The 21,325-nt window shown below is 61.3% G+C and carries 17 protein-coding genes and 1 tRNA gene; 5 read left to right on the top strand and 13 right to left on the bottom strand.

Annotated elements, in window-relative coordinates; genetic code table 11:
- Positions 1-5 precede the first annotated feature (5 nt).
- The gene (locus AC15MQ_RS09440) at positions 6-416 is read left to right on the top strand and encodes a Uma2 family endonuclease (protein WP_350495649.1); all 411 of its coding nucleotides are present in this window, start codon (positions 6-8) and stop codon (positions 414-416) included.
- 50 nt (positions 417-466) lie between these two features.
- Here AC15MQ_RS09440 and AC15MQ_RS09445 read toward each other — a convergent pair whose 3' ends face one another.
- The 11 genes from AC15MQ_RS09445 to uvrA form a co-directional block, all read right to left on the bottom strand.
- A complete protein-coding gene (locus AC15MQ_RS09445; RefSeq protein WP_483079962.1) occupies positions 467-3,496 on the bottom strand; it encodes a type I restriction endonuclease subunit R in 3,030 nt (1,009 codons plus the stop codon).
- Between the two features lie 52 nt (positions 3,497-3,548).
- Entirely contained in the window at positions 3,549-4,682 is a 1,134-nt protein-coding gene (locus AC15MQ_RS09450; RefSeq protein WP_483079963.1) for a Fic family protein, read from the bottom strand.
- Positions 4,679-5,932 carry a restriction endonuclease subunit S gene (locus tag AC15MQ_RS09455; protein WP_483079964.1) on the bottom strand — a complete coding sequence of 418 codons (1,254 nt, stop codon included), beginning with the start codon at positions 5,930-5,932 and terminating at the stop codon, positions 4,679-4,681. Before AC15MQ_RS09455 ends, AC15MQ_RS09450 begins: the two co-directional genes overlap by 4 nt.
- Before the next feature lie 109 nt (positions 5,933-6,041).
- Positions 6,042-7,439: an AlbA family DNA-binding domain-containing protein gene (locus tag AC15MQ_RS09460; RefSeq protein ID WP_483079965.1), complete on the bottom strand. Its 1,398-nt coding sequence runs from the start codon at positions 7,437-7,439 to the stop codon at positions 6,042-6,044.
- Positions 7,436-9,583 (bottom strand): type I restriction-modification system subunit M, encoded by a 2,148-nt coding sequence (locus tag AC15MQ_RS09465; RefSeq protein ID WP_483079966.1) that lies wholly within the window; start codon positions 9,581-9,583, stop codon positions 7,436-7,438. Before AC15MQ_RS09465 ends, AC15MQ_RS09460 begins: the two co-directional genes overlap by 4 nt.
- A 955-nt stretch (positions 9,584-10,538) precedes the next feature.
- Positions 10,539-10,614 (bottom strand) — tRNA-Ala (locus AC15MQ_RS09470).
- Between the two features lie 88 nt (positions 10,615-10,702).
- Complete coding sequence (locus AC15MQ_RS09475; protein ID WP_483079967.1) at positions 10,703-11,218, bottom strand: hypothetical protein; 516 nt, start codon at positions 11,216-11,218, stop codon at positions 10,703-10,705.
- 87 nt (positions 11,219-11,305) lie between these two features.
- The gene (locus AC15MQ_RS09480; RefSeq protein WP_287652176.1) at positions 11,306-11,824 is read right to left on the bottom strand and encodes an IS630 family transposase; all 519 of its coding nucleotides are present in this window, start codon (positions 11,822-11,824) and stop codon (positions 11,306-11,308) included.
- A 37-nt stretch (positions 11,825-11,861) separates the two neighbouring features.
- Positions 11,862-12,308: a helix-turn-helix domain-containing protein gene (locus tag AC15MQ_RS09485; RefSeq protein ID WP_287652175.1), complete on the bottom strand. Its 447-nt coding sequence runs from the start codon at positions 12,306-12,308 to the stop codon at positions 11,862-11,864.
- A 189-nt stretch (positions 12,309-12,497) separates the two neighbouring features.
- Positions 12,498-12,974, bottom strand: coding sequence for an HU family DNA-binding protein (locus AC15MQ_RS09490; protein WP_332335221.1), 477 nt, complete (start codon positions 12,972-12,974; stop codon positions 12,498-12,500).
- Positions 12,975-15,842: an excinuclease ABC subunit UvrA gene (uvrA, locus tag AC15MQ_RS09495; protein ID WP_483079968.1), complete on the bottom strand. Its 2,868-nt coding sequence runs from the start codon at positions 15,840-15,842 to the stop codon at positions 12,975-12,977. It lies immediately after the preceding gene.
- 94 nt (positions 15,843-15,936) lie between these two features.
- On the opposite strand from uvrA, the gene AC15MQ_RS09500 reads away from it, so the two are divergent.
- Together AC15MQ_RS09500 and ssb are read left to right on the top strand one after the other, a co-directional pair.
- Positions 15,937-17,118 (top strand): MFS transporter, encoded by a 1,182-nt coding sequence (locus AC15MQ_RS09500; RefSeq protein ID WP_287666792.1) that lies wholly within the window; start codon positions 15,937-15,939, stop codon positions 17,116-17,118.
- A 50-nt stretch (positions 17,119-17,168) separates the two neighbouring features.
- Entirely contained in the window at positions 17,169-17,648 is a 480-nt protein-coding gene (gene ssb / locus AC15MQ_RS09505) for a single-stranded DNA-binding protein (RefSeq protein ID WP_287666790.1), read from the top strand.
- A gap of 79 nt (positions 17,649-17,727) precedes the next feature.
- Here ssb and AC15MQ_RS09510 read toward each other — a convergent pair whose 3' ends face one another.
- Positions 17,728-18,240, bottom strand: a complete 513-nt coding sequence (locus AC15MQ_RS09510; protein ID WP_332335223.1) for a hypothetical protein — start codon at positions 18,238-18,240, stop codon at positions 17,728-17,730.
- Between the two features lie 244 nt (positions 18,241-18,484).
- On the opposite strand from AC15MQ_RS09510, the gene AC15MQ_RS09515 reads away from it, so the two are divergent.
- Entirely contained in the window at positions 18,485-19,576 is a 1,092-nt protein-coding gene (locus AC15MQ_RS09515) for a DUF2914 domain-containing protein (RefSeq protein ID WP_483079969.1), read from the top strand.
- A gap of 223 nt (positions 19,577-19,799) precedes the next feature.
- Positions 19,800-20,309: a DUF1269 domain-containing protein gene (locus AC15MQ_RS09520; protein WP_287666785.1), complete on the top strand. Its 510-nt coding sequence runs from the start codon at positions 19,800-19,802 to the stop codon at positions 20,307-20,309.
- Between the two features lie 223 nt (positions 20,310-20,532).
- Here the strand turns inward: AC15MQ_RS09520 and AC15MQ_RS09525 are convergent, their stop codons facing one another.
- On the bottom strand, positions 20,533-21,129 hold the full coding sequence (locus AC15MQ_RS09525; RefSeq protein ID WP_483079970.1) for a tetratricopeptide repeat protein: 597 nt from the start codon (positions 21,127-21,129) through the stop codon (positions 20,533-20,535).
- Positions 21,130-21,325 lie beyond the last annotated feature (196 nt).

Below are 21,325 nucleotides of genomic sequence, written 5' to 3' on the forward strand. Positions count from 1 at the left end.
AGGCTATGTCCATGCACCCAGCAGGCGAGGCCTACACGCTGCAGGATTACCTGCAATGGGAAGGCGATTGGGAGCTGATTCGCGGCCAACCGGTTGCAATGGTCCCGTCGCCCAGCTTCGAACATCAGCAGGTCAGCGCCGCCATCTTTCGGCAACTCGACGAATCGCTCGACGATTGCCCGCATTGCCAGGCGGTGTTTGAAATAGACGTGGAATTTGCGCAAGACACCGTCGTCCGCCCCGACGTGCTGGTGATCTGCTACCAACCCGAAGGTGAACGGCTGACCCGCGCACCCGATCTGATTTTCGAAGTCATCTCGCCCAGGACCACCCGGCGGGATGAAGTGGTCAAATCTCGCTGTTCTGGGTCGCCCCGATCATCGGTGCCGTCATCGGCGCCATCCTCCTCGGTCTGATATCCGCCGGTCGCAAGGCCTGATCAGCTGCACGCCAAGGAACTCGCTAGTTATCTGCCAGCCTTCCTTGCCTCGGCCAGTCGGTCATAGACTTGGCTACCCAGCCATTTTGAAACGAGCTCCTGCGTCTCCGGCTTGCTAATGTAATGGGTAAACAACTCCTCGTTTAGCTCCATTCGCTCGATGAATAGCGACTCAAGCACCTGTCGGAACACCAGCTGGAACTTGTCGAGGGAATTGACCTTGGCTGCCTTTTGCAGGGACTCGTTCAGGCTGGCTGCCTCGGCGATCTGATCGAAAAACAGCTGGTCCGCCTCGTTCAGCTCGCCGCCGAAGCGCTGGTTGATGATGTCAATCAGGCGAGACAGCGAAACGAGCTCTTCGCGTACCATGCCCGACCCCACCTCGCGCGGGCCGTCCAGCGGTTTGGCATAGCCCTCGTTGAGGCTGATCGAGCCTTCACTGATCTTCTGCAAGCGATAGTAGTCGAGTTCGACCTCCTCGTCGAACCGGTAGCCCGGCCCGCTCTTGCGCTTGGGCAGTTTCAACGCGAGGTGCCGCAGGTACGTGAACAGCTTTTCCAGATCGCTGTCCTGGTAGGGGATCACCTGGCTCAGAAAGCTGTAAAGATTGCGGAAGGCCTGCAACTTGCCACGCCACAGCTCGGCTTCCTCGTCTTCCGTGTTCTGCAACTGCACGAAGCGCGCGACCGCCTGATCGAGAATCGCGTTCATCGTCTTGTGGTCACCTGGGCTCTGGCGGCGCTTCGGGGCGAAGAACACCCGTGCCAGCTCGGCCACTTCTGTCTGGAGGTAGATCCCCGAGGCATCGAGCTCGGCCTTGACCTCGTAAAGCTTGTCGGGATCGACCTGCTCGCCCATCACGGAGCCTTCGTAGTATTGACGGAAAGCCTCCTGGATTTCGCCGGGCTCATTGACAAAATCGAGCACGAAAGTGTCGTCCTTGAGCGGATGGGTACGGTTCAAGCGCGACAGCGTCTGCACGGCCTGAATACCTGCCAGGCGCTTGTCCACATACATCGTGTGCAGCAGTGGCTGATCGAAGCCGGTCTGGTACTTCTCGGCCACCAACAGCACGCGGAAGTCCGGCTTGGCGAAGGCGTCGGGCAGTGCCTTCTCCTTGAGGCCGCCATTCATTTCCACTTCGGTGTAACTCTTCTCCGGAATCCTGTCGTCGTCAACGCTACCCGAGAACGCCACCAGGCTCTTGATCGGGTAGCCCTTTTCCTGGATGTATTGGTCGAACTCCTGCTTGTAACGAACCGCCTCCAGCCGCGAGCCGGTCACCACCATCGCCTTGGCATGCCCGCCGATCTTGTGCCGGGTAAAGTGCTGAAAGTGCTCGACCATCACCTCGCTCTTCTGGCCGATGTTGTGTGGGTGCAGGCGCATGAAGCGGGCCAACGCCTTGGCCGCCTTCTTGCGCTCGACGTTGGGGTCGTCCTCGGCCTTCTTGATCAGCTTGTAGTAGGTCTTGTAGGTGACGTAATTCTTCAGCACGTCCTCGATGAAGCCTTCCTCAATCGCCTGGCGCATGGTGTAGCGGTGGAAGGGTTGGCCATTGCGGCCGAAGATCGCCAGCGTCTTGTGTTTGGGCGTCGCGGTGAAGGCGAAAAAGCTCATGTTCGGCTGCTGGCCTCGCCTGGCCATGGAGCGGAACAGGCGCTCAAGCTCGCCCTCGCCCTCCTCCTCGGCCATCTCCCACGCCTTGCGGCGCAGCTCCGCGCCGCCCAGCACACCCTTGAGCTCCGACGCCGTCTCGCCCGATTGCGAGCTGTGCGCCTCATCGATGATCACCGCGTACCTGCGCGCGGGCAGATGGCTGCTGCCGCCTTCGCCGCGCTCCTCGCTCAGCTTGGCCAGCTGCCCGGACACGAACGGAAATTTCTGCAGCGTGGTGATGATGATCGGCACACCGGCTTGCAGCGCCTCGGCGAGCTGGCGCGAATCCTCGTCGATCTTCTGCACCACGCCCTGGCGGTGGTCGAACTGGTAAATGGTGTTCTGCAACTGCCGGTCCAGCACCACCCGGTCGGTGATGACCACCACGCTGTCGAACACCCGCTCATCGCGTTCGTTGTGCAGGCTGGACAGGCGGTGCGCCAGCCAGGCAATCGTATTGCTCTTGCCGCTGCCTGCCGAGTGCTCAACCAGATAGTTATGTCCCGCACCTTCGCTGGCAGCGGCTGTCACCATCTGGCGCACCGCCTGCAACTGGTGATAGCGCGGGAAGATCAGGCTTTCCTTGCGTAGCTTCTTGCCATCGTCCGTCGTCTTCTCTTGCACATCGAGATGCAGAAAGCGGGCGAGCAGGTCGAGCAGGCTGTCGCGTTGCAGGGCCTCTTCCCACACGTACGCCGTCTTGTAGTTGCGCGCATCAAAGTCGGGTGGGTTGCCGGCTCCGCCGTCCATGCCCCGGTTGAAGGGCAGAAAGTGAGTGGATGAACCGGCCAGGCGCGTGGCCATGTGCGCCTCTTCGGTATCCACCGCGAAATGCACCAGCGTGCGTTTGGTGAACACGAAGATCGGTTCACGCGGGTCACGGTCGTGGCGGTACTGGTGAATGGCATTCGCCGCCGTCTGGCCACTCAGGGGGTTCTTGAGCTCCAGCGTCACCACCGGGATGCCGTTGACCGACAGCACCACATCCAGCGACTTCTCCGACTTCGGGCTGAAGTGCAGTTGTCGGGTGAGCCCCAGCCGATTGGCCTGATAGCGCGCCTCCAGCTCCGGGTTCAGGCCGTGCGCCGGGCGAAAGAAGGCCATCCGCAAGGTCTTGCCGAAACACTTGAAACCGTGACGCAGCGTGGCCAGCGTGCCGTGGGTGTCCAGCCACTTGCACAGCGATTCCAGCACCCGCGCACCGGTCTGACCGCCGTGCAATGCCGCCAGCTTCTCCCACACCCTGCCCTGGGTGGCCTGGATGAATTCCAGCGCCTCATCGGGGAAGATCGCCCGCTCGCGGTCAAAACCCGTGCCATCGAGCGGCGTATAGCCCTCGCCAAGCAGGACCGACTCGATGGCGGTCTCAAAAGCGGCTTCGCTGGTGCGCCGCTTCATGCTCACCTTCCTTTACTAGAGAGACTGGTTGGTTAAGGTTCGTGATATAACTTTAACTTGTAAACAGATCAAGGTAACGTTGAAAAGCATAGACCCGTCCCCGTTGCTGGCCTGTGATTTCGACCAGGATATTCTTGTTGATCAGTGCCTTGATCAAGGCGTTAGCCGTTGGCGTGGAAACACCGAGCGCTCGCCGCAGGTCGCTCGCGTCGACGATTGGGCGCCGATACAAAAGATTCAGCACCTCCCGCGCCGCGGTAGCACGTCTGCCCATGCCGAGGGTGGCATGCTCCACCTCGTTGCGCAACGCCAGAATCTGCCGGAAGGTGTCGCGCCCCTTGGCGGCGGTCTGCGTCACACCGTTCAAAAAGAAACGCACCCAGTGAATCAGGTCGTTGCTGATCCGCACTCGCATCAAGGCATCATAGTAGCTGGTTCGATTGCGCTCGAAAAAGTCCGAGAGGTACAGCGACGGCTTGGCCAGCAGGCCGTGATTGATGAAGTACAGCGGAATCAACAGGCGACCGATGCGCCCGTTGCCGTCGAGAAAAGGGTGGATGGTCTCGAACTGATAATGGCTGATGGCAGCACGCACCAGGTGCGGCACCACGACTTCCTCATTGTGCCAGAACTTTTCTAGGTCACTCATGAGGTCGGGCACTCCCTCATGGTGCGGCGGCACGAAAGCCGCGTCGGCCAGGCTAGAACCGCCGATCCAGTTCTGGCTGATACGGAACTCGCCCGGTAATTTGTGCTCGCCACGTACCCCGCGCATCAGAATGGCGTGGGTGTCTTTGAGCAGCCGGTTGGACAGCGGCAAGCGCTGGAGATCGGTAATGGCGGCATTGACCGCATCGATGTAGTTGCGCACCTCGCGCCAGTCGTCGCGCTTTTCGGGGCTGATCTGTTCCTCGGACATCAGCGCTTCGTCGATGGCGGTCTGCGTGCCCTCGATCTTGCTGGACGTTTGCGCCTCCTTGACCACGTGCATTTCAATGAACAGGTCGATGTCGGGCACGATGAGCGAAAACGCGTTCAACTCGCCCAGCGCACGGGTAGCCTGCTCCAGCAGCGCATTGATGGTGGGGTTCTCCCAAGTCCACTCACGGTTGACCGGCACCGGTTCAAAGCTCTTGTACTGGTAGCGTGGCGTCCAGCGGCCCGCCTTGAATGTTTCAAACTTCACGAAGCCATCTCCTCCAGCGGAATCTGTCCGGTGACGGCGGCGGTGATCAGTGCGGCGCGGCGTTCCTTGGCCAGCGTGATCGATAACTGCAAGTTATCGCGCAGAGCTCTTGCCTTGCGTTGATCCGTTTCGACAGCGCGGACAATTTCGAACTGCTCTTCGTGCGGCGGCACAGGTAGCCGGATTTCAAGGAAGTTTTCCGGATACAAGCGCAATCGCGAAGGCCAGACGCCTTTTGACCATCGACTCACTTCAGCCACAAAGGGCCGCGAGCGACACAACAGGTCGACGTAGTTGGTCAGCAACTCGCCTTTCGAAGTGTAGACGTGATAGTCGGGGCTGACGATGCCTGCCAAGGGGCTGACGCCCATCGCACCCATCCACGCCCAAAGGGTGTTGATGGCAAGGTCGTCGGACATACAGCGTTTGTAACCCGCCTTGTCATCGGCCTCGAACATGTATACGTCCTTCTCGGACCGCGAAGTGACGCCGGTGATGTGTGACACGGTCAGCAGTTCTTCCGAGCCATCTTCCGAACGCTCATCGCGAACCATGAAAAGGTTCTTGGCGCGCTCGACGCGCCAATGCGCCGGAATCTCGCCCAGCCATTCCTGGCCGGAAGGTTTGAGCAGGGCATTGGGGTCGAGGCCACGGGTGACGACGCGGCTGATGAGGGCGGCGCGCTTTTCTTCCAGCAGCGCCAGCATGCGTTGCTTTTCGGCAACCAGCCCGTCGATGCGGGCAGTTTCACGATCGAGGTAGGCGGCGATGATCGACTGAGTGTCGATCGGTGGTAGGCGAATCTCAAGTGAGCCAATGAAGTCCCAGTTGGCGCGAGGCATCTTCGCTCCGAAGGTTGACGCGTCAACGGATCCTACAAAGTCTGGAGTTAGCAGTGAATAGAGCAGGAACCTGGGATGGAGAGCTTCCGTTGGCCGCATGACCAGCAGCTCGGTGGAGCAGGTGCCGTCGCGAGGCGCATGGCAAGCCTTCGCCAAGTACGGGCGAAGCTTGCCGAATAGCACGTCGCCTTCCTTGAACACATTGGCAAGACCGGTGTCCCCGTCGGTCGCCTCATCCGACTTTGATTCAGCCTCGATTATCCGGCCCGTCCAGGACCCGATGTTCTCAAGGCCGAGGTAGTCGGCATGGTTGGAACTGACCGCTATGCGTTCATTTCGCAGGGGCGCAGCAAACTTCAGGCGCGCCGGTTTCCATGCGTCAAGATAGCCTTGCGCAGTTGAGAGCATTACTCAGTCACCTCCCGCAGCAACTCCAGAATCTGCTGCTTCACGCCGGTCAATTCCGCATCGATCTCGTGCCGATTGACCGGCGGCATTGCCACCGTGTCCGATTGCATCACGGCCGCTCCTCCACAGCGCGATACGCCTGTTCCGGGTCGTTGGGCACCTCGGGCCGGGTCATGCGGATGCGAGCCGCTTCCAGTAAGGGCTGCTCATATTTTTGCCGGACGTACTCCGGGTTGCGTTGCAGTAGCTGCCCCAACTCTTCCAGCCGCCAAGGGCGCTGGTGCAACAGGTCGAGAACGACATCGCGGACGGCATCAGGCGGGCTGCGACGCCCCAGAGCGCCAACGCGGGCCGCCAACTCACCGGGAAGACCGGCAAGCAGCGTCTGGCGGAGTTTGGTTTTCCGTTCGGCTTCGGCCTTGTCTAGGGAGTTGGGGTCCCTAGATAAGGCGCCCAAGTCCCTAGATAAGCTCAGGGGGTTACTAGATAAGCCCTCGGGGTTACTGGACAAGCTGTCATCGTCACCCAGCATCTTGCCGGTGGGCTGGCAGCTGCGGTGCATCAGCGCATTGACGACGGCTTCGCGGATCACGCGTTGCGGCACGATGGGGCTGTCCTTGCGCTGCAGGTCGCCTTCGGCGAGGCCGAAAGCCTTGGGCAGGTCGTCGAGGATGGCCGCCTGCACGCGGCGGATGAGCCGGAACAGCGGGTCGCGCAGCTCCAGGCTGTCGAAGCGCCGCTCGGGGTCGGGCACCCATTCACGGCCGGAAACGCGGATGTAGTCGACGCGCGTCATCGGGAACGTGCGGCGCAAGGCGACCGGCTTGCCGAACAGGATCAGCCCGGCAACGGTGGGCTGCCATTTCCCGTCCGCGTTGAGCCGCACGCAGCCGAGCGCCTGCAGCAGATCTTCATCACTCCAGCGCAGCTCTTCGGCATCGGGGTTGGTGTCGCGGCGCGACTGACGGTAGTCGGCGAGGGCTTCGGGGGAAAAATCGTCGAGCGTGCCGTCCGGCACCAGACCGGCATCGAAGCTCTCGTGTTGTCGACCCTGGTAGAGCGCGATCAGGTCGTCTTCGCTGCAGTGCTGGTCGGTGCTGCCGATGCGCCGAAAGGCACCGCGCGGCAAGCCCTGCGCCTTGAGATAGAGCGGCTTATCCTGTGGCGCAGCCTCGGGTACGAATACGGCGATCACCGCCTTGCCGTCGAGCACCTCGGCCTGGATGTTGAGCCGCAGCGGCCGGTTGAAGATGCTCGCAGCCTGGCTGGCGAGATCAGCGCTGATCTTGTCGGGGTGGTCGAGTCCCTGGATCTCATAGGCGGGGAACAGGGCCAGCTCTTCGCGCGTCACGCCGAGCAGCAGCCAGCCACCTCCGAGGCCCGGCTCGTTGGCAAAAGCGCAGACGGTTTCGAGGAGCGACTTGCCGACCTCATCGGCGCGCTTGGCCTCGATGCGCTCGTTTTCGTCCAGCAGGTTGAGACGTTCGAGCAGTTCCTGCGCGGTCACTGCGTCACCTCGCTGAGCAGGCAGAGGGTGCGCTTTTCCACTGCGGCCAGTTCGGCATCGATCACGTGCAACGGGCGCGGCGGCTGGTACTGGAAGAACACGCGGTTGAAGTTGATCTCGTAGCCCACCTTGCCGATGCCGCCGTCCTGCTCATCCAGTGTTTCGCGGTCGATCCAGGCATCGGCCACGTAGGGGCGCACCTCGCGCAGCACGTAGCTGGTGATGTCCTCTTTCAGCGGGATGTTTTCGGCATCCTTGAGCGCCGGGTCGGGTTCGTACTCGCGGTGCTTGCCCCTGTCTTCGGGATACAGGCCCAGCAGGGCGTAGAGCTCATCCTGGGTGATGCCGGCGGGCAGGGTCTGGCCGGGGAACAGTGCAGCGCGGTCCAGCGGCTCGATCTTGTGGTGCTTGGCGATGACGGGCGCGGCGTCGGGGTCCACAACGGTAAAGCAGCCGCGGAAGATCTTCTTCTGCGCTGTGCCCTTGGCGCCCTTGGCCCAGCCTTCGACGTCGTCGGGCAGGGTCCTGAACACCTGCTGCACGGCGTCCCACACGCGGTTCCAGTCCAGCAGCGTTTCGGTGCCGAGTTCGTCCTGCACGGCCTGCAGGGCGTCGAAGAGCTCGGGGCAGGTGTTGAGAAAGCGCTCACGTGCCTCGTCGGTGATCTGGAAGCGCAGTCGCAGCGGGCGCAGCACGTTGATGCGGCGATAGCCGAAGTCGGTGTTGTCGAACACGCGGCTGGTGGGGCTGTTCGCAATAGCGCCGTGTTCGCGGGTGACGGCGTCGAGCGCGGCCTGGTCGAGGTAGCGTCGCTTGTCGCCCAGGCTGCGCTTCATCGGCGTGTAGCGCTCGCGGGCGTCGATGAGCTGGATCCTGCCCTTGCGATGCTCTGCCTTGCGGTTGGTGACCACCCAGATGAAGGTTCCGATGCCGGTGTTGTAGAACATCTGCTCGGGCAGGGCGACGATGGCTTCAAGCTGGTCGCGCTCGATGATCCAGCGGCGGATCTCGCTCTCGCCGCTGCCGGCGCCGCCGGTAAACAGGGGAGAGCCGTTGAAGACGATGGCAGCACGCGAGCCCGGCTTGTCGCGCGCCTTTCCATCACTCCCCGGCTGGTAGTCCTGAAACTTGCTCATCATGTAGAGCAGGAACAGCAATGCACCGTCGTTGATGCGCGGCAGCTTGCCGCTGTAGCCGCGGAAGTTGGGCCAGCGGTCAATGACTTTCCTTTCCGCCTTCCAGTCCACGCCGAAGGGCGGGTTGGCCAGCAGATAGTCGAAGCGATGGTCCGGAAACGGGTCGTCGGTGAGGGTATTGCCCAGCACCACCTGGCCGTCCTTGTGGCCCTTGATCAGGAGGTCGGAGGCGGCCGCGGCATAGGAGCGCGGGTTGTAGTCCTGTCCGAAGACCTTGACCGTGGCCTGTTCGTTGTGGGCGCGAATCCAGTTCTGCGCCTCCGCCAGCATGCCGCCCGTGCCGCAAGCCGGGTCGCAGATGGTGACGATGACCCCGGCCTGGGTGAGCACGCTGGTATCGGGCTCCAGCAGCAGGTTGACCATGAGCTGGATCACTTCACGCGGAGTGAAGTGATCGCCGGCCGTTTCGTTGGCGGCTTCGTTGAAGCGCCGGATCAGGTCTTCGAACACCAGACCCATGGTGATGTTGTCGACCTTGCGTGGGTGCAGGTCGATCTCGGCGAACTGGGCGACCACTTGATAGAGGCGATTGGATTCTTCGAGCTTCTCGATCTCCTTGTCGAACTCGAAGCGCTCGAAGATCTTGCGGATGTTCTCGGAGAAGCAGTTGATGTAATCAGCCAGGTGACGGCCGATGTGGTCCGGGTCGCCCTTGAGTTTGTAGAAATCGAGCTGGCTGTGGTTGTGGAAGCCCAGCGGGGTGCCGTCTTCATCCCTCGCCAGGTAGTTGAGGATGGCGTCGATATTGGGGATGCCTTTGCTGCTCAGTTCGGCGTGGCGCTTGAGCACGGCTTCCTTGCTGAGTGCCAGCACGGCGTCGAAGCGGCGCAGCACGGTGAGCGGCAGCATGACGCGCTCGTACTGCGGGGGGCTGTAGGGGCCGCGCAGCAGATCGGCGACGGACCAGATGAAGTTGGCGAGTTGTTGAAAGTTTGAGGTGGCGCTCATGGCTTGATTCTGAGATGTGAGGAGTCAATTGGCATTGCAATTGCCCGATTTATTGTGCCCGTGATGATCATACCCGCTTGGACTTGGCACCGCTGCGCCGCTTCCTGAACTGGTGCAGCGATCGCCCCGAGTACCGCAACCAAGTACCGGCCGGAGCCTGCATCACGCGCATGGCCCGCGACGAACTACCGAAGAATACCGCGAAGGATGATTGCCTGCAGCGAGAGCAGTTGCCGGCGTGGTTCGTCGCCGTGCGCCAGATCGGAAACTTATCAGCGCCAATCTGCAGACTGCACTGCCGATTGGCGCGCGTCGTGAAGAGGTAGCCGGTATCCGGTGGGAAGACGTCGATTTTCAGTGGAAGGCGCTGACGATCAAGGACAAGGTCGAAGGCGAGCGCAGCATTCCGCTGCTGAAGAGGTACGGCCCGGCTTGCGTCGTGAGAGCCTTTCCCGCGCCCTCTCCACCAAGGGCAACCCGACACTCGGAACCTTGCTGGCCGTCCTGTCTGCCGCTGGCCTGCGCCTAGCCGTGGCCCGAGGGAGGAACACCCGGCCTGACTGAATCACAGCCGGCTGATACCCGGGTAATTCCGACCGATGCGAGAGAATCTATCGGAAAAACATATCACCATTGGCATATCTGCGTAGTCCTGTGTATCACCACCAGGAGCGAGCCGGTTTTTTGCCGTTGGGCACCGGTTACTGCATGTAAATCAACCCGCTAATATCTATCCGACCTGAGCTTCACGAAGCGTGACGACCTAAACGGGCTCGTCAATTGTTCTGTTCGGCACGACGTCATGACGACTGGTGAGATGCGTTCGCCGTCGGGCAACGGTACTTCGAGGAAGTAGCTCAAGGACCTGCTTGCCCGCATCTGGCTACATGGTGGCTGCACGAAGGCCAGAATGCAAAAAGCCCCGGTTTTTGACCGAGGCTAACTGCTTGTTTTTTGGTGGAGACAGGCGGGATCGAACCGCCGACCTTCTGATTGCGAACCAGACGCTCTCCCAGCTGAGCTATGCCCCCAAAACCCCACGCATTTTATGCGCCGCCACTGGCAGCGTCAATCACGAACATCCGCAATGCCCTGTCGCGTGGCGAAACCATGGTTAATCTATTTCTTGGCTTTGCCGGGTGCCGGCACGACTGAAACCGCTACAGCTTCAGCAAAAACGCCCTCAACCTGATCCCCCTTCTTGATCAGCTTGAGTTGTTCCGGATCCTTGATCTTCAAGCGAACGGTCTTTACCGCGCCCCGCAGGGTGACTGTCTGGTTCTTCAGGTCGACCTGTTGAACGTCGGCGACGAAGGTCACTTCCTTCACCTCGTAGCCGGCTGGCTTTTCGCCCGCTGCGGCGGATCCCTTCTCGGAACTGTCGATACGCTCGCGAAGCGCGCCACCGCCCTTCTTGAGGGTCATCACCAGTCCCTGGGTGTAGCTGGCCACGACATTGTCACCGACCTTGATCTGGTCGAAATTCTTGATTTCGTCGCCGGCGACGACCTTCATCGTTTCGCCCTTGGCATTTTTGAGGACCACACTGCGCGACGCCTTGTCGATCGAGTCGACGACCAGGGTCACTTTGGCTTCAACCACCCCGGCAAACTTGCCCGGAGCCACTGCGGTCATGCCTTCGGCGACCGCGGGTTGTTGTGCAGAAACGGCAAACGGGAAAAGGGCGAGCGCTGCGGTTGCAAGTGCGGCACGAATAAGCGCCTAGCAAAAAGTCATTCGATAATGAGAGCCGAAACCGTCCAGAATTTTGTCGACGTCAGCCTCAAGCCCGGCAGAGTTCCGTGCTTTGAAGGCCATCCACTCGTACTTCATTTTGTGCCAGAGCTTCTCGATGCGGTTCAGTTCCGGACTGTAGGGTGGCAGGAAGTAAAGCGTGAGGCCCTTCTCTTTCAGCAGGGCCAACAGGGGCTGGATTTCCTTCGCTTTGTGGATGGAAGCATTGTCCAGAATCACCGTCAGGGGTCTGCCGACGCTTTCCAGGAGGAGACCGAGGAAGCCGCCAAAAAGAGCTGCGGTCGTTGTCTCCCAGAACTTGGCCGTGAACAATTCACCCGTCGAGATCAACGCGGCCATCACATTCAGACGCTTTCCCCGCGCGGCCGTGATGAGGTGCACCTCTCCTGTCTCGGTCCAGGCGCTCCGATTGGGCTGGGTCTGCACAAAGCCGGCTTCATCCATATACGATAAAGTGAGTTCGCCAAGCTTTGTTTTTTCAAGCAATTCATCTATTTCTACCTGGGCTGCTCGAAATTTCGCCTCATCCCGTTTTTTTTAGACTGTGCCGGGTCCTTTTCCAGACATAGTTCTTCTCTTTCAAGGCCGCCTGAACCACTCCCACCGAAACCTGTACGCCATGTTCCTCTGACAGGCGGTCCCTCAACTGGGGGGCCGTACAGGCCTCAGCCGTCGCCCAGGCGCAGAGTACCTGCTGATACGTTTCCGATAGTTTGCGAGGGGCACCACTGCGCGGCAGGTCGCGCAGCCCGATGAACCCCCTGGCCAGCCAGGCATCCCTGTGGTTGGCTACGGTTTCCTTGTGGAGCTTCTGCTGTTTCGCCACTCCGTCAAGGGACCCTCCTTCAGCCAGGAGAAGTACGGTCCGGGCTCGCCGGCGTTCGCGCCAGTCACTGCCTCGCTCCTCTACCTGCGTCAGTTGCTGGCGCTCTTGTGCTGTGAGGGTGAACTTTTTGGCTCTGCGGGACATGGCGAGGCATTCCGGAGGTTGGAGCGGACAGTATGCAGGCATACTGGCTTAACTCGAAAAATTTATCTGGAAGCGCTTACGCATGAAAGACTCCAATCTCTGAAAATGGCGAAAGCGAGGGGAATGATTATACTGCAGCGGGAGGCGCCAAGGGCTGGCCGAGTCCGGTTGCCGAGCGCATGGCCAGGACTATTCGTCCTTGCCGGCAACCCTTGCCTTGAATGTTGCGCCGGCGGCGAACTTCGGAACAACGGTCTGCGGGATCAGGATCTTCGCGCCGGTCTTCGGATTCTTGCCTTCACGCGACGCGCGCGCGCTGGCCTTGAAGGAGCCGAAACCCACCAGTGTCACCGCTTCACCTTGGGTAACGGTATCGACAATCGTCTCGAGCACCGCGTCAAGGGCTTTCGCCGACGCAGCTTTCGAGAGTTCGGTACGGGCAGCGATGGCATCGATCATTTCAGACTTGTTCATGGTGTCTCCTGTAGTGGAGTGGATAAAGTTCTTATTCGAGTTTGATTCCTGCACTTCAGAGTGCGTTTGGAAAAGGGTATGGCAGAGACAGCGACAATGACTAAAAAACGGTGATTTTGGCATGGATTTCTTCGCTGCCAAACAAGTTTTTGGGTTCTCTCGCCGCCAGGGATTTGCTGAAAAGGGGTTCATTCAAGGAGTCGGCGAGGCGCCAGCGCCCGGTTGCCTGAGCAGCGGCGTCAGAAAGCGCCCGCTATGACTCGCCGGTACCGCGGCGATCTGCTCCGGCGTTCCGGTGGCAAGAATACAGCCGCCGCCGGCTCCGCCTTCGGGGCCGAGGTCGATCAGCCAGTCTGCCGTCTTGATGACGTCGAGATTGTGTTCGATGACCACCACCGTGTTGCCGTGCTCGGCCAGACGGTGCAGCACGGTCAGCAGCATCTCGATGTCCTGGAAATGCAGGCCGGTGGTCGGTTCGTCGAGGATGTAGAGCGTTCGCCCGGTGTCGCGCTTCGACAGTTCGAGCGCCAGTTTCACGCGCTGTGCTTCACCACCGGAGAGGGTGGTCGCCGATTGCCCGAGGGTGATATAGCATAGGCCGACGTCGACCAGCGTCTGGAGCTTGCGTGCCACCACGGGGACGGCGTCGAAGAATTCACGCGCGACCTCGACCGTCATCTGCAGGATTTCATGGATGTTCCTGCCCTTGTACACTACTTCGAGCGTCTCGCGGTTGTAACGCTTGCCGTGACAAACGTCACAGGCGACGTAGATATCGGGCAGGAAATGCATTTCGACCTTGATCACGCCATCACCCTGGCAAGCCTCGCAGCGCCCTCCCTTGACATTGAACGAAAAGCGGCCGGGGCCGTAGCCGCGCGCTCGCGCCTCCGGAACGCCCGAAAACAGTTCGCGGATCGGCGTCAGCAAGCCGGTATAGGTTGCCGGATTGGACCGAGGGGTACGCCCGATGGGGCTCTGATCGACATTGACCACCTTGTCGAAGTGATCGAGCCCGACGATCCGGTCGTGCTCGGCGGGTTCCGCGGAGGAGCCGTAGAGGTGTCGAGCCGCGGCCGAGTACAGGGTATCGTTGATCAACGTCGACTTGCCCGACCCGGAAACGCCGGTAACGCAGGTCAGCAGGCCGACCGGAATGTCGACCGTGACGTTCCTGAGATTGTTGCCGCGCGCGCCGACGATCCGCAGCAGACGTTCGGGATCGGGCTGGCGGCGTTTGCCGTGCATGCCGATCCGGCGGCGGCCAGAGAGGTAGTCGCCGGTCAGTGACGCGGGGTTGTCGGCAATCTCCGCCGGCGTTCCCTCGGCGACGACGAAGCCGCCATGGACGCCGGCGCCAGGGCCGATGTCGACCACGTAATCGGCGCTGCGGATGGCTTCTTCGTCGTGTTCGACGACGATCACGGTGTTGCCGATGTCGCGCAGTTGCTTGAGGGTCTTGAGCAGCCGCTCGTTGTCACGCTGATGCAGGCCGATCGATGGCTCGTCGAGCACGTACAGGACGCCGGTCAGCCCCGAGCCGATCTGAGATGCCAGGCGGATGCGTTGCGCCTCGCCGCCGGAGAGCGTTTCCGCCGAGCGGTCCAGCGACAGGTAGTCGAGACCGACATTGATCAGGAACTGCAGGCGGCTGACGATTTCCTTGAGCACCTTTTCTGCGACCTGGGCCTTGTTGCCCGGCAGTTGCAGCCCAAGGAAATAGTCGCGCGCTTCGGTCAATGGCTGGCGATTGACTTCGTGCAGGGTGCGCGCGCTGGTGTGGCTGCCGATGCGCACGTTGCGGGCCTCTTCGCGCAGGCGGCTACCCTGGCAGGCGGGGCAGGTCTGGTTGCTGATCAGCCGGGCCAGTTCCTCGCGGATGGCCTGCGAGTCGGTCTCCTTGTAGCGCCGTCCTAGATTGACGACGATGCCTTCGAAAGCATGCGTGCGCGCCGTCATTCGGCCGGTTTCACCGAGATAAGCGAACGGCAATTCCTCGCGTCCGGAACCGTAAAGCACGATCTGCCGGACGCTTTCCGGGAGTTCACGGAAGGGCGTATCGACTTCGAAGCCGTAATGCGCGGCCAGCGAACAGAGCATCTGGAAGTAGAAGGGGGTACGCCGGTCCCAGCCCCGGATCGCACCGGCGGCCAGGGAAAGCTCCGGGTGCGCGACGATCCGTTTCGGATCGAAGAACTGGATGACGCCAAGGCCGTCGCATGTGGGGCAGGCGCCCATCGGGCTGTTGAACGAGAAAATCCGCGGTTCGAGTTCCGGCAGTGAATAGGAGCAGACCGGGCAGGCAAATTTGGCGGAAAAAAAATGCTCCCGGCCGCTGTCCATTTCGTAGGCGATGGCGCGACCTTCGGCGTGCCGCAGCGCCGTTTCAAAGGACTCGGCCAGGCGCTGGCGAAGATCTTCGCGAACCTTCAGCCGATCGACTACGACGTCGACGGTGTGTTTCTGCGTTTTGGCGAGCTTGGGGATGGCGTCGATGTCGTGGATCTGTCCGTCTACCCGCAGCCTGGCAAATCCTTGCGCGCGCAACTCGGCAATCAGATCGAGCTGTTCGCCCTTGCGATTGGCGACCACCGGCGCGAGGATCATCAACCGACTTTCCTCGGGCAGGGCGAGGACGTGATCGACCATCTGCGAAACGGTCTGCGCCTCCAGCGGCTGCTGGTGTTCGATGCAGTACGGGGTGCCTGCGCGCGCGAAGAGCAGGCGCAGGTAGTCGTGGATTTCGGTGACCGTGCCGACGGTCGAGCGCGGGTTGTGACTGGTCGCCTTCTGCTCGATCGAAATCGCCGGCGACAGCCCCTCGATCAGATCGACGTCGGGTTTCTCGATGCGCTGCAGAAACTGCCGGGCATAGGCCGACAGGGATTCGACGTAGCGGCGTTGTCCCTCGGCGTATAGGGTGTCGAAGGCCAGCGACGATTTGCCCGAACCGGAAAGACCGGTGATCACGATCAGCCGGTTGCGGGGCAGGTCGAGATTGATGTTCTTCAGGTTGTGGGTGCGCGCACCGCGGATCCTTATCTCTCTCGTTTCGTCCATGGGTGGCTGGCCTGAGGGGCTGCGGCAAACCTGTTAATATACGCAATTCCGCCGTCCGGCAGCAAACTCCATGTCCGTCTCGAATTCCGACCGTATGAGCAGCGAAGAAAAACGCGCCGGCATCAGCCTGGCGGCGGTTTTTGCCCTGCGCATGCTCGGCCTGTTTCTGATCCTGCCGGTTTTCTCTGTCTATGCCAAGGACTTGCCTTCAGGCAACGATATGGCGCTGGTCGGCATTGCCCTCGGCGCTTACGGACTGACCCAGGCCTGTCTGCAGATTGCCTACGGCGCGGCTTCTGACCGTTTCGGACGCAAGCCGGTGATCGTCTTCGGGCTGCTTCTGTTCGTCGCCGGCAGTTTCGTCGCCGCCTGTGCCGACGACATCTACGTCGTCATTGCCGGTCGGGTGCTGCAGGGTGCGGGAGCCATTTCGGCCGCGGTCACGGCACTCGCCGCCGATCTCACCCGCGAGCAGCATCTCACCAAGGTCATGGCCATGATCGGCTCGTCGATCGGTCTGGTCTTTGCCGTTTCAATGGTCGGGGCGCCGCTGCTGTATGTCGGCATTGGCATGCCCGGAATCTTCGCATTGACCGGGGTGCTGGCCATGCTGGCCATTTTTGTCGTGCTCAGAGTGGTGCCAGCAGCACCCGCCGTGCCTCGGCAGCCGGCATGGCAAAGCTTTGTCGAGGTCCTGAGCCATCGTCAGTTGCTGCGCCTGAATTTCGGGGTGTTCGCCCTGCACCTGATGCTGACCGCGATGTGGGTGTTGTTGCCCAGCGAACTGATCAGCACCGGCGCCTTGCCGGTTGCCGAACACTGGAAGGTCTACCTGCCCGCCCTGTTGCTGTCCTTCGTCATCATGCTGCCGGCGATTGTTGTCGGCGAGCGGTTTGGCCACATGAAGCTGATCTTCAATGCCGCAATCGTTCTCCTGCTTGCCGTCCAGGCCGGTTTCGGCCTGTTTGCGCACGGCCTCTATGGCCTGGCGTTCTGGCTGATGCTGTTCTTCGTTGCCTTCAACATTCTCGAAGCGACGCAGCCTTCGCTGATTTCGCGTATGGCACCGCCACATGCCAAAGGCGCAGCCCTCGGGGTGTACAACACAACCCAGGCACTGGGACTGTTTCTCGGTGGCGTCATCGGTGGCGTTCTGACCAAATATGCCGGTGCCGGAGCGGTCTGGGCTGGCGGTGCAGCCCTGACGCTGCTCTGGCTGGTGCTCGGACTGACGATGGTCATGCCGCCTCTGCGCAGGCGGCAAGGGGCCGCATAGGCTCCCATGATTTCTCTTTTCTTTTCTCGTACACCTTGGAGGGGGGCAGCATGGCTTCGGTCAATAAAGTGATTCTCGTCGGCAATCTGGGCGCTGATCCGGAAACCCGCTATTTGCCGAGTGGTGACGCGGTCTGCAACATCCGGATTGCGACCACCGATCGTGTGCGCGACAAGGCGTCGGGCGACTACAAGGAGAACACCGAGTGGCACCGGATCGTCTTTTTCGGCAAGCTGGCAGAAACGGCCGGCCAGTACCTGAAAAAGGGCCGCCAAGTCTATGTGGAAGGACGTATCCGGACCAACAAGTGGCAGGACAAGGATGGTAACGAACGTTACACCACCGAAATCGTCGCCAACGACATGAAAATGCTCGGTAGCCGCGAAGGAATGGGTTCCCCGTCGTCGAACGAAGGCGAATACGGGGGCAGCATGCCTTCCACGGGAGGTTCCGGCAGCGGCTCCGCACGCCCAGCTCCGGCCAAGAAGGCTCCGAGTTTTGACGACATGGACGACGATATCCCGTTCTAGTAGATCTGCGCCCAAGGCGCAGCTTTCCGGCGTGGTGTGAACCTCCGCCGGGATCTCGCCAGCGCCGGGGGAAAGGCCATTACGAAGAAGTTGCCAGTCTGGGCATGCCGATCAGTAGGCGGATCGCTTGCTGGATGGACCCTCCCATCGTCGTGCAAGGCATGTCGGTTTCGCCGCCCATGATCGAGGTGGATACCGAACACACCAGCCAGGCATAAAGGACACGGTAAGGGTCGTCCCCGCAGGCGTAGCGCTGCGCATGCCAGTAGTCCCCGAGTTCAACACACAGGACATCCTGCAGCCCCCCGAAACGGGAGTTCCAGCCGACGACAGGGCGGTAGTCGGAGTTTTCGCCAGCGAAGATCGCCGAAAACTCAGGGCCGCGAAGGCGAATGGCGGCCCGCATTTCGTCGGCGGTCATCTTCCCCGACGACCTGGCAAGCACCCATCCGAAGATTTCCCGGACTTGCGCCTCGAGAATCTTCGACACGACAGTGGCACTCCCCAGGTAGTTGTCGTGCGTTGCCCTGGCGGAGGGCTGCTGCATCGGCGTGGACTGCAACTCTTTTCTGATGGCGGAACAGTTCTTCATTTTGCGGGCGCCTTTCGGTAACGCCGAAATGCTAGCGCTGCCGTATCCTGGCGGTGTGAATTTGTTCACACTTGGGCTTTCGGCATCGGATCAACGCCGTACTGGTGAACTATGCCGTTGATCGTTTTCATGCCGTGCCGGATTTCCAGAGGACCATCGGCTCGCAGGCAGGGGTGTAGACTTGTCGTGGTCGTGATCTGACCGATACCTTCAGTTGTCCCTTCTCCGCGAACGGCTTGCAACCTTGTCTGAACACCCGGCGCCACGCCGCGATACCTTGAACGTTCTCCGACGCTGTTACCCCTTGGCGGCATTTCTCAGTGGATTTGCCTGGGATGCCCTGACCATCGGTCAGAGGGTCAGGGTGGTCGACTTCTGGCGTCTCGGCGCCTTTCTGCTGGGGGCTGGGTTGCTGGCGCTCTGGCTGGCACACCGTGAGGTCCGGGAATTGTCCGCGCCGCCAGCAGGCCAAGGTGTGAAAGGACGCTTTGCCGAAATCAGATGGCAAGCTCCCTATCTCTTGCTCCAGTTCTTCTTTGGCGGCATTTTCTCGGCGCTCTTCATCTTTTATTTCAAGAGTTCGGGCCACATCGGCACCTGGTTGATGGCCGCGTTGCTCGGTGTTCTTCTCGTTGGCAACGAGTTTGCGGGAAAACACCTTGGTCGGCGCTTTACCCTGATTTGGGTCCTGTTCGCGCTGAACGCCATCCTGCTCTTCAATTTCGCGTTGCCGCACGCCATCGGCAGCCTGGATCCGCGTTGGTTCTATGTTTCCACCGCGGCAGGCGTCGTCTTGACACATGGTCAATGGCGCCTGGCCCCTGGTCAACCGGGCAGGATCTTTCCCGTGTGGGGGTTGGCCGGCGTCCTGCTCCTGGCCTGGAGTCTGGACATGATCGCCCCGGTACCGCTCGTCAAGCAGGATCTGGCGGTTGGCCACGAGTTCGTACAACAGGGCGGGCGTTATGTTCTTCAGGTGGAGCAGGCTCCGTCGTGGCAATTCTGGCGGGATCAGGCGGCCACGGTGCATCTGCGTGAGGGAGAGAAGCTGTATGGCGTATCCGCGGTCTTTGCCCCGTCAGGCGTGACGGCTGCCCTCGAACACCGCTGGGAAGTGCTTGAAGCGGGCGGCTGGCGGGAGGTATATCGCAACCGCTTTCAGAGTACCGGTGGCCGGGCACGTGGCTTTCGCGGATTTTCCTGGGTACTGAACCCTCAACCGGGGGACTGGCGCCTGATCGTCGCCACTCAGGACGGGCGAACCATTGGCATCCTCAGCGTGCGAGTGAAAAGGGGAGTACCGTCTCCGGATGGAGTTCGACTTCGAGAGTTTTAGTGGCGCGGAGGAGAGGCTGTCACGCGGCGCTCGATCTGATCGATGCGCGGCCAGTCAGGCCGAACGGCGATGGATCGCAGTCCTGGAAAGGTATGCGGCGTTTGCGGGAGCGATCACCCGCTGTGAAGCCGAACGCCACCCGCTTATAATTCGCCAATAGTGGTCCAGCTTGGACAGACGTTCCGTTCATTTTCCATTTACCAAGAATCAAGGAGAACTGCTTATGAGCAACCTGATCGTCGTGGCCTACGATGACCCGTTCCGGGCCGAAGAAGTGCGCACCAAGCTGCGCAAGCTGCAGCAGGATTACCTCATCGATCTCGAGGACGCGGTGGTCGCCGTCAAGGACGGCAATGGCAAGGTGAAGCTGCACCAGCTCTACAACCTCACCGCCAGCGGCGCGCTGAGCGGGGGGTTCTGGGGAACGCTGATCGGCCTGATCTTCATGAACCCGCTGCTCGGTCTGGCCGTGGGGGCAGGGGCCGGTGCCGTGAGCGGCGCGCTGGCCGACGTCGGCATCAACGACGACTTCATGAAAAATCTCGCGGCGACCTTCAGTAACGGTAGCTCGGTGCTGTTCGTGCTGGTTCGCAAGGCGACGCCCGACAAGGTGCTCGAAGAGTTGCAGGGTACCGGCGGCAAGGTGATCAAGACTTCTCTGACACACGAAGAGGAAGCCAAGCTCCAGGCCGTGCTCGACAATGCCAGGGCTCCAGCGGCCGGCGAAGCCTGAGCAGAGCCGTTCTTCCAGGCGCAGTGGCGGCGGTCGAGGTGGGCAATGCCGTAAGGCGGCAGCCGGGGGTGTTGCGGCAAAAGGCGCTGGCAGCACGCGTCGTCGCGATCGTCAGCGACCAGCACCCTTGCTGGGACCGCTGCAGCGTGCCGTGCCTGTGCTGCTTGCAGGGGCCAGTGGTGCTCAAACCGAGCCCGGTCGATGAGGCGGTACTTTCCATGCTTCACCGCAAGAAGGCTGGGGCAACGCAGCCAGGCGTCCTATGCTGTACGTGTTGTGCCTGCAGGGCCGGACCGGTGATCGATAGTGGCCGATGGCCGTGTCCCGCTGCGTGGCTTTTTCCCGCCAGGGACGCCTCGTGCTGCGGGGCAGCGGCCTGACGGCGAGACGCGCGTGCAATGCTGCGCGCGAGCGCACGCTGCGCTGCCGGAAAATCCGGTCGCCCCGAGAGCGCCGTCTGGAATGCGTCGATGGCTTGTTGGAAGCGCCGCAGGCGGAACAGTGCCAGTCCAAGGTCGTACCAGACGCCGGGCAGCGTCGGTCCGTTGCCGCGCGCTGCCCGCAGGCACTGGGTGGCAGCGTGCAGTCTGCGATCGACGTGGACGCTTCCTCCGCGTTCGTGGTGGCACGCCGCCGCGGCCTTGAAGGCCTTGATGGCTTCGTCGCGGCGCCCGGTGCGGTACCAGGTCAAGCCGAGAAACTGCAGTGAGACACAGTCATCAGGAATGGCCTGGCGGATGCTGCGGGCAATCGCCTCGGCTTGCGCAAGATCACCGCGTTGATGGAAGGTGCCGAAAAGGTCGAACAGCGCGTCGATCATCAGCGGGCACCTCCTGCCACTACCCATCGTTGCCGACCGTCGGCAATCTTCCCGGCGTTTAAAGGGGAAGGACTTTGCCGGTCAGCATCAAGGGTCGCGCGCGAACTCGCGTGGTTCCCTCCGCGTCGGATGCCGGGCCTGCAATCGGCTGACCGTGGGGTCGGAACAAGCTGGCATGGCGGCCTGTCAGCATTTC

Source organism: Candidatus Accumulibacter propinquus (assembly GCF_056856495.1).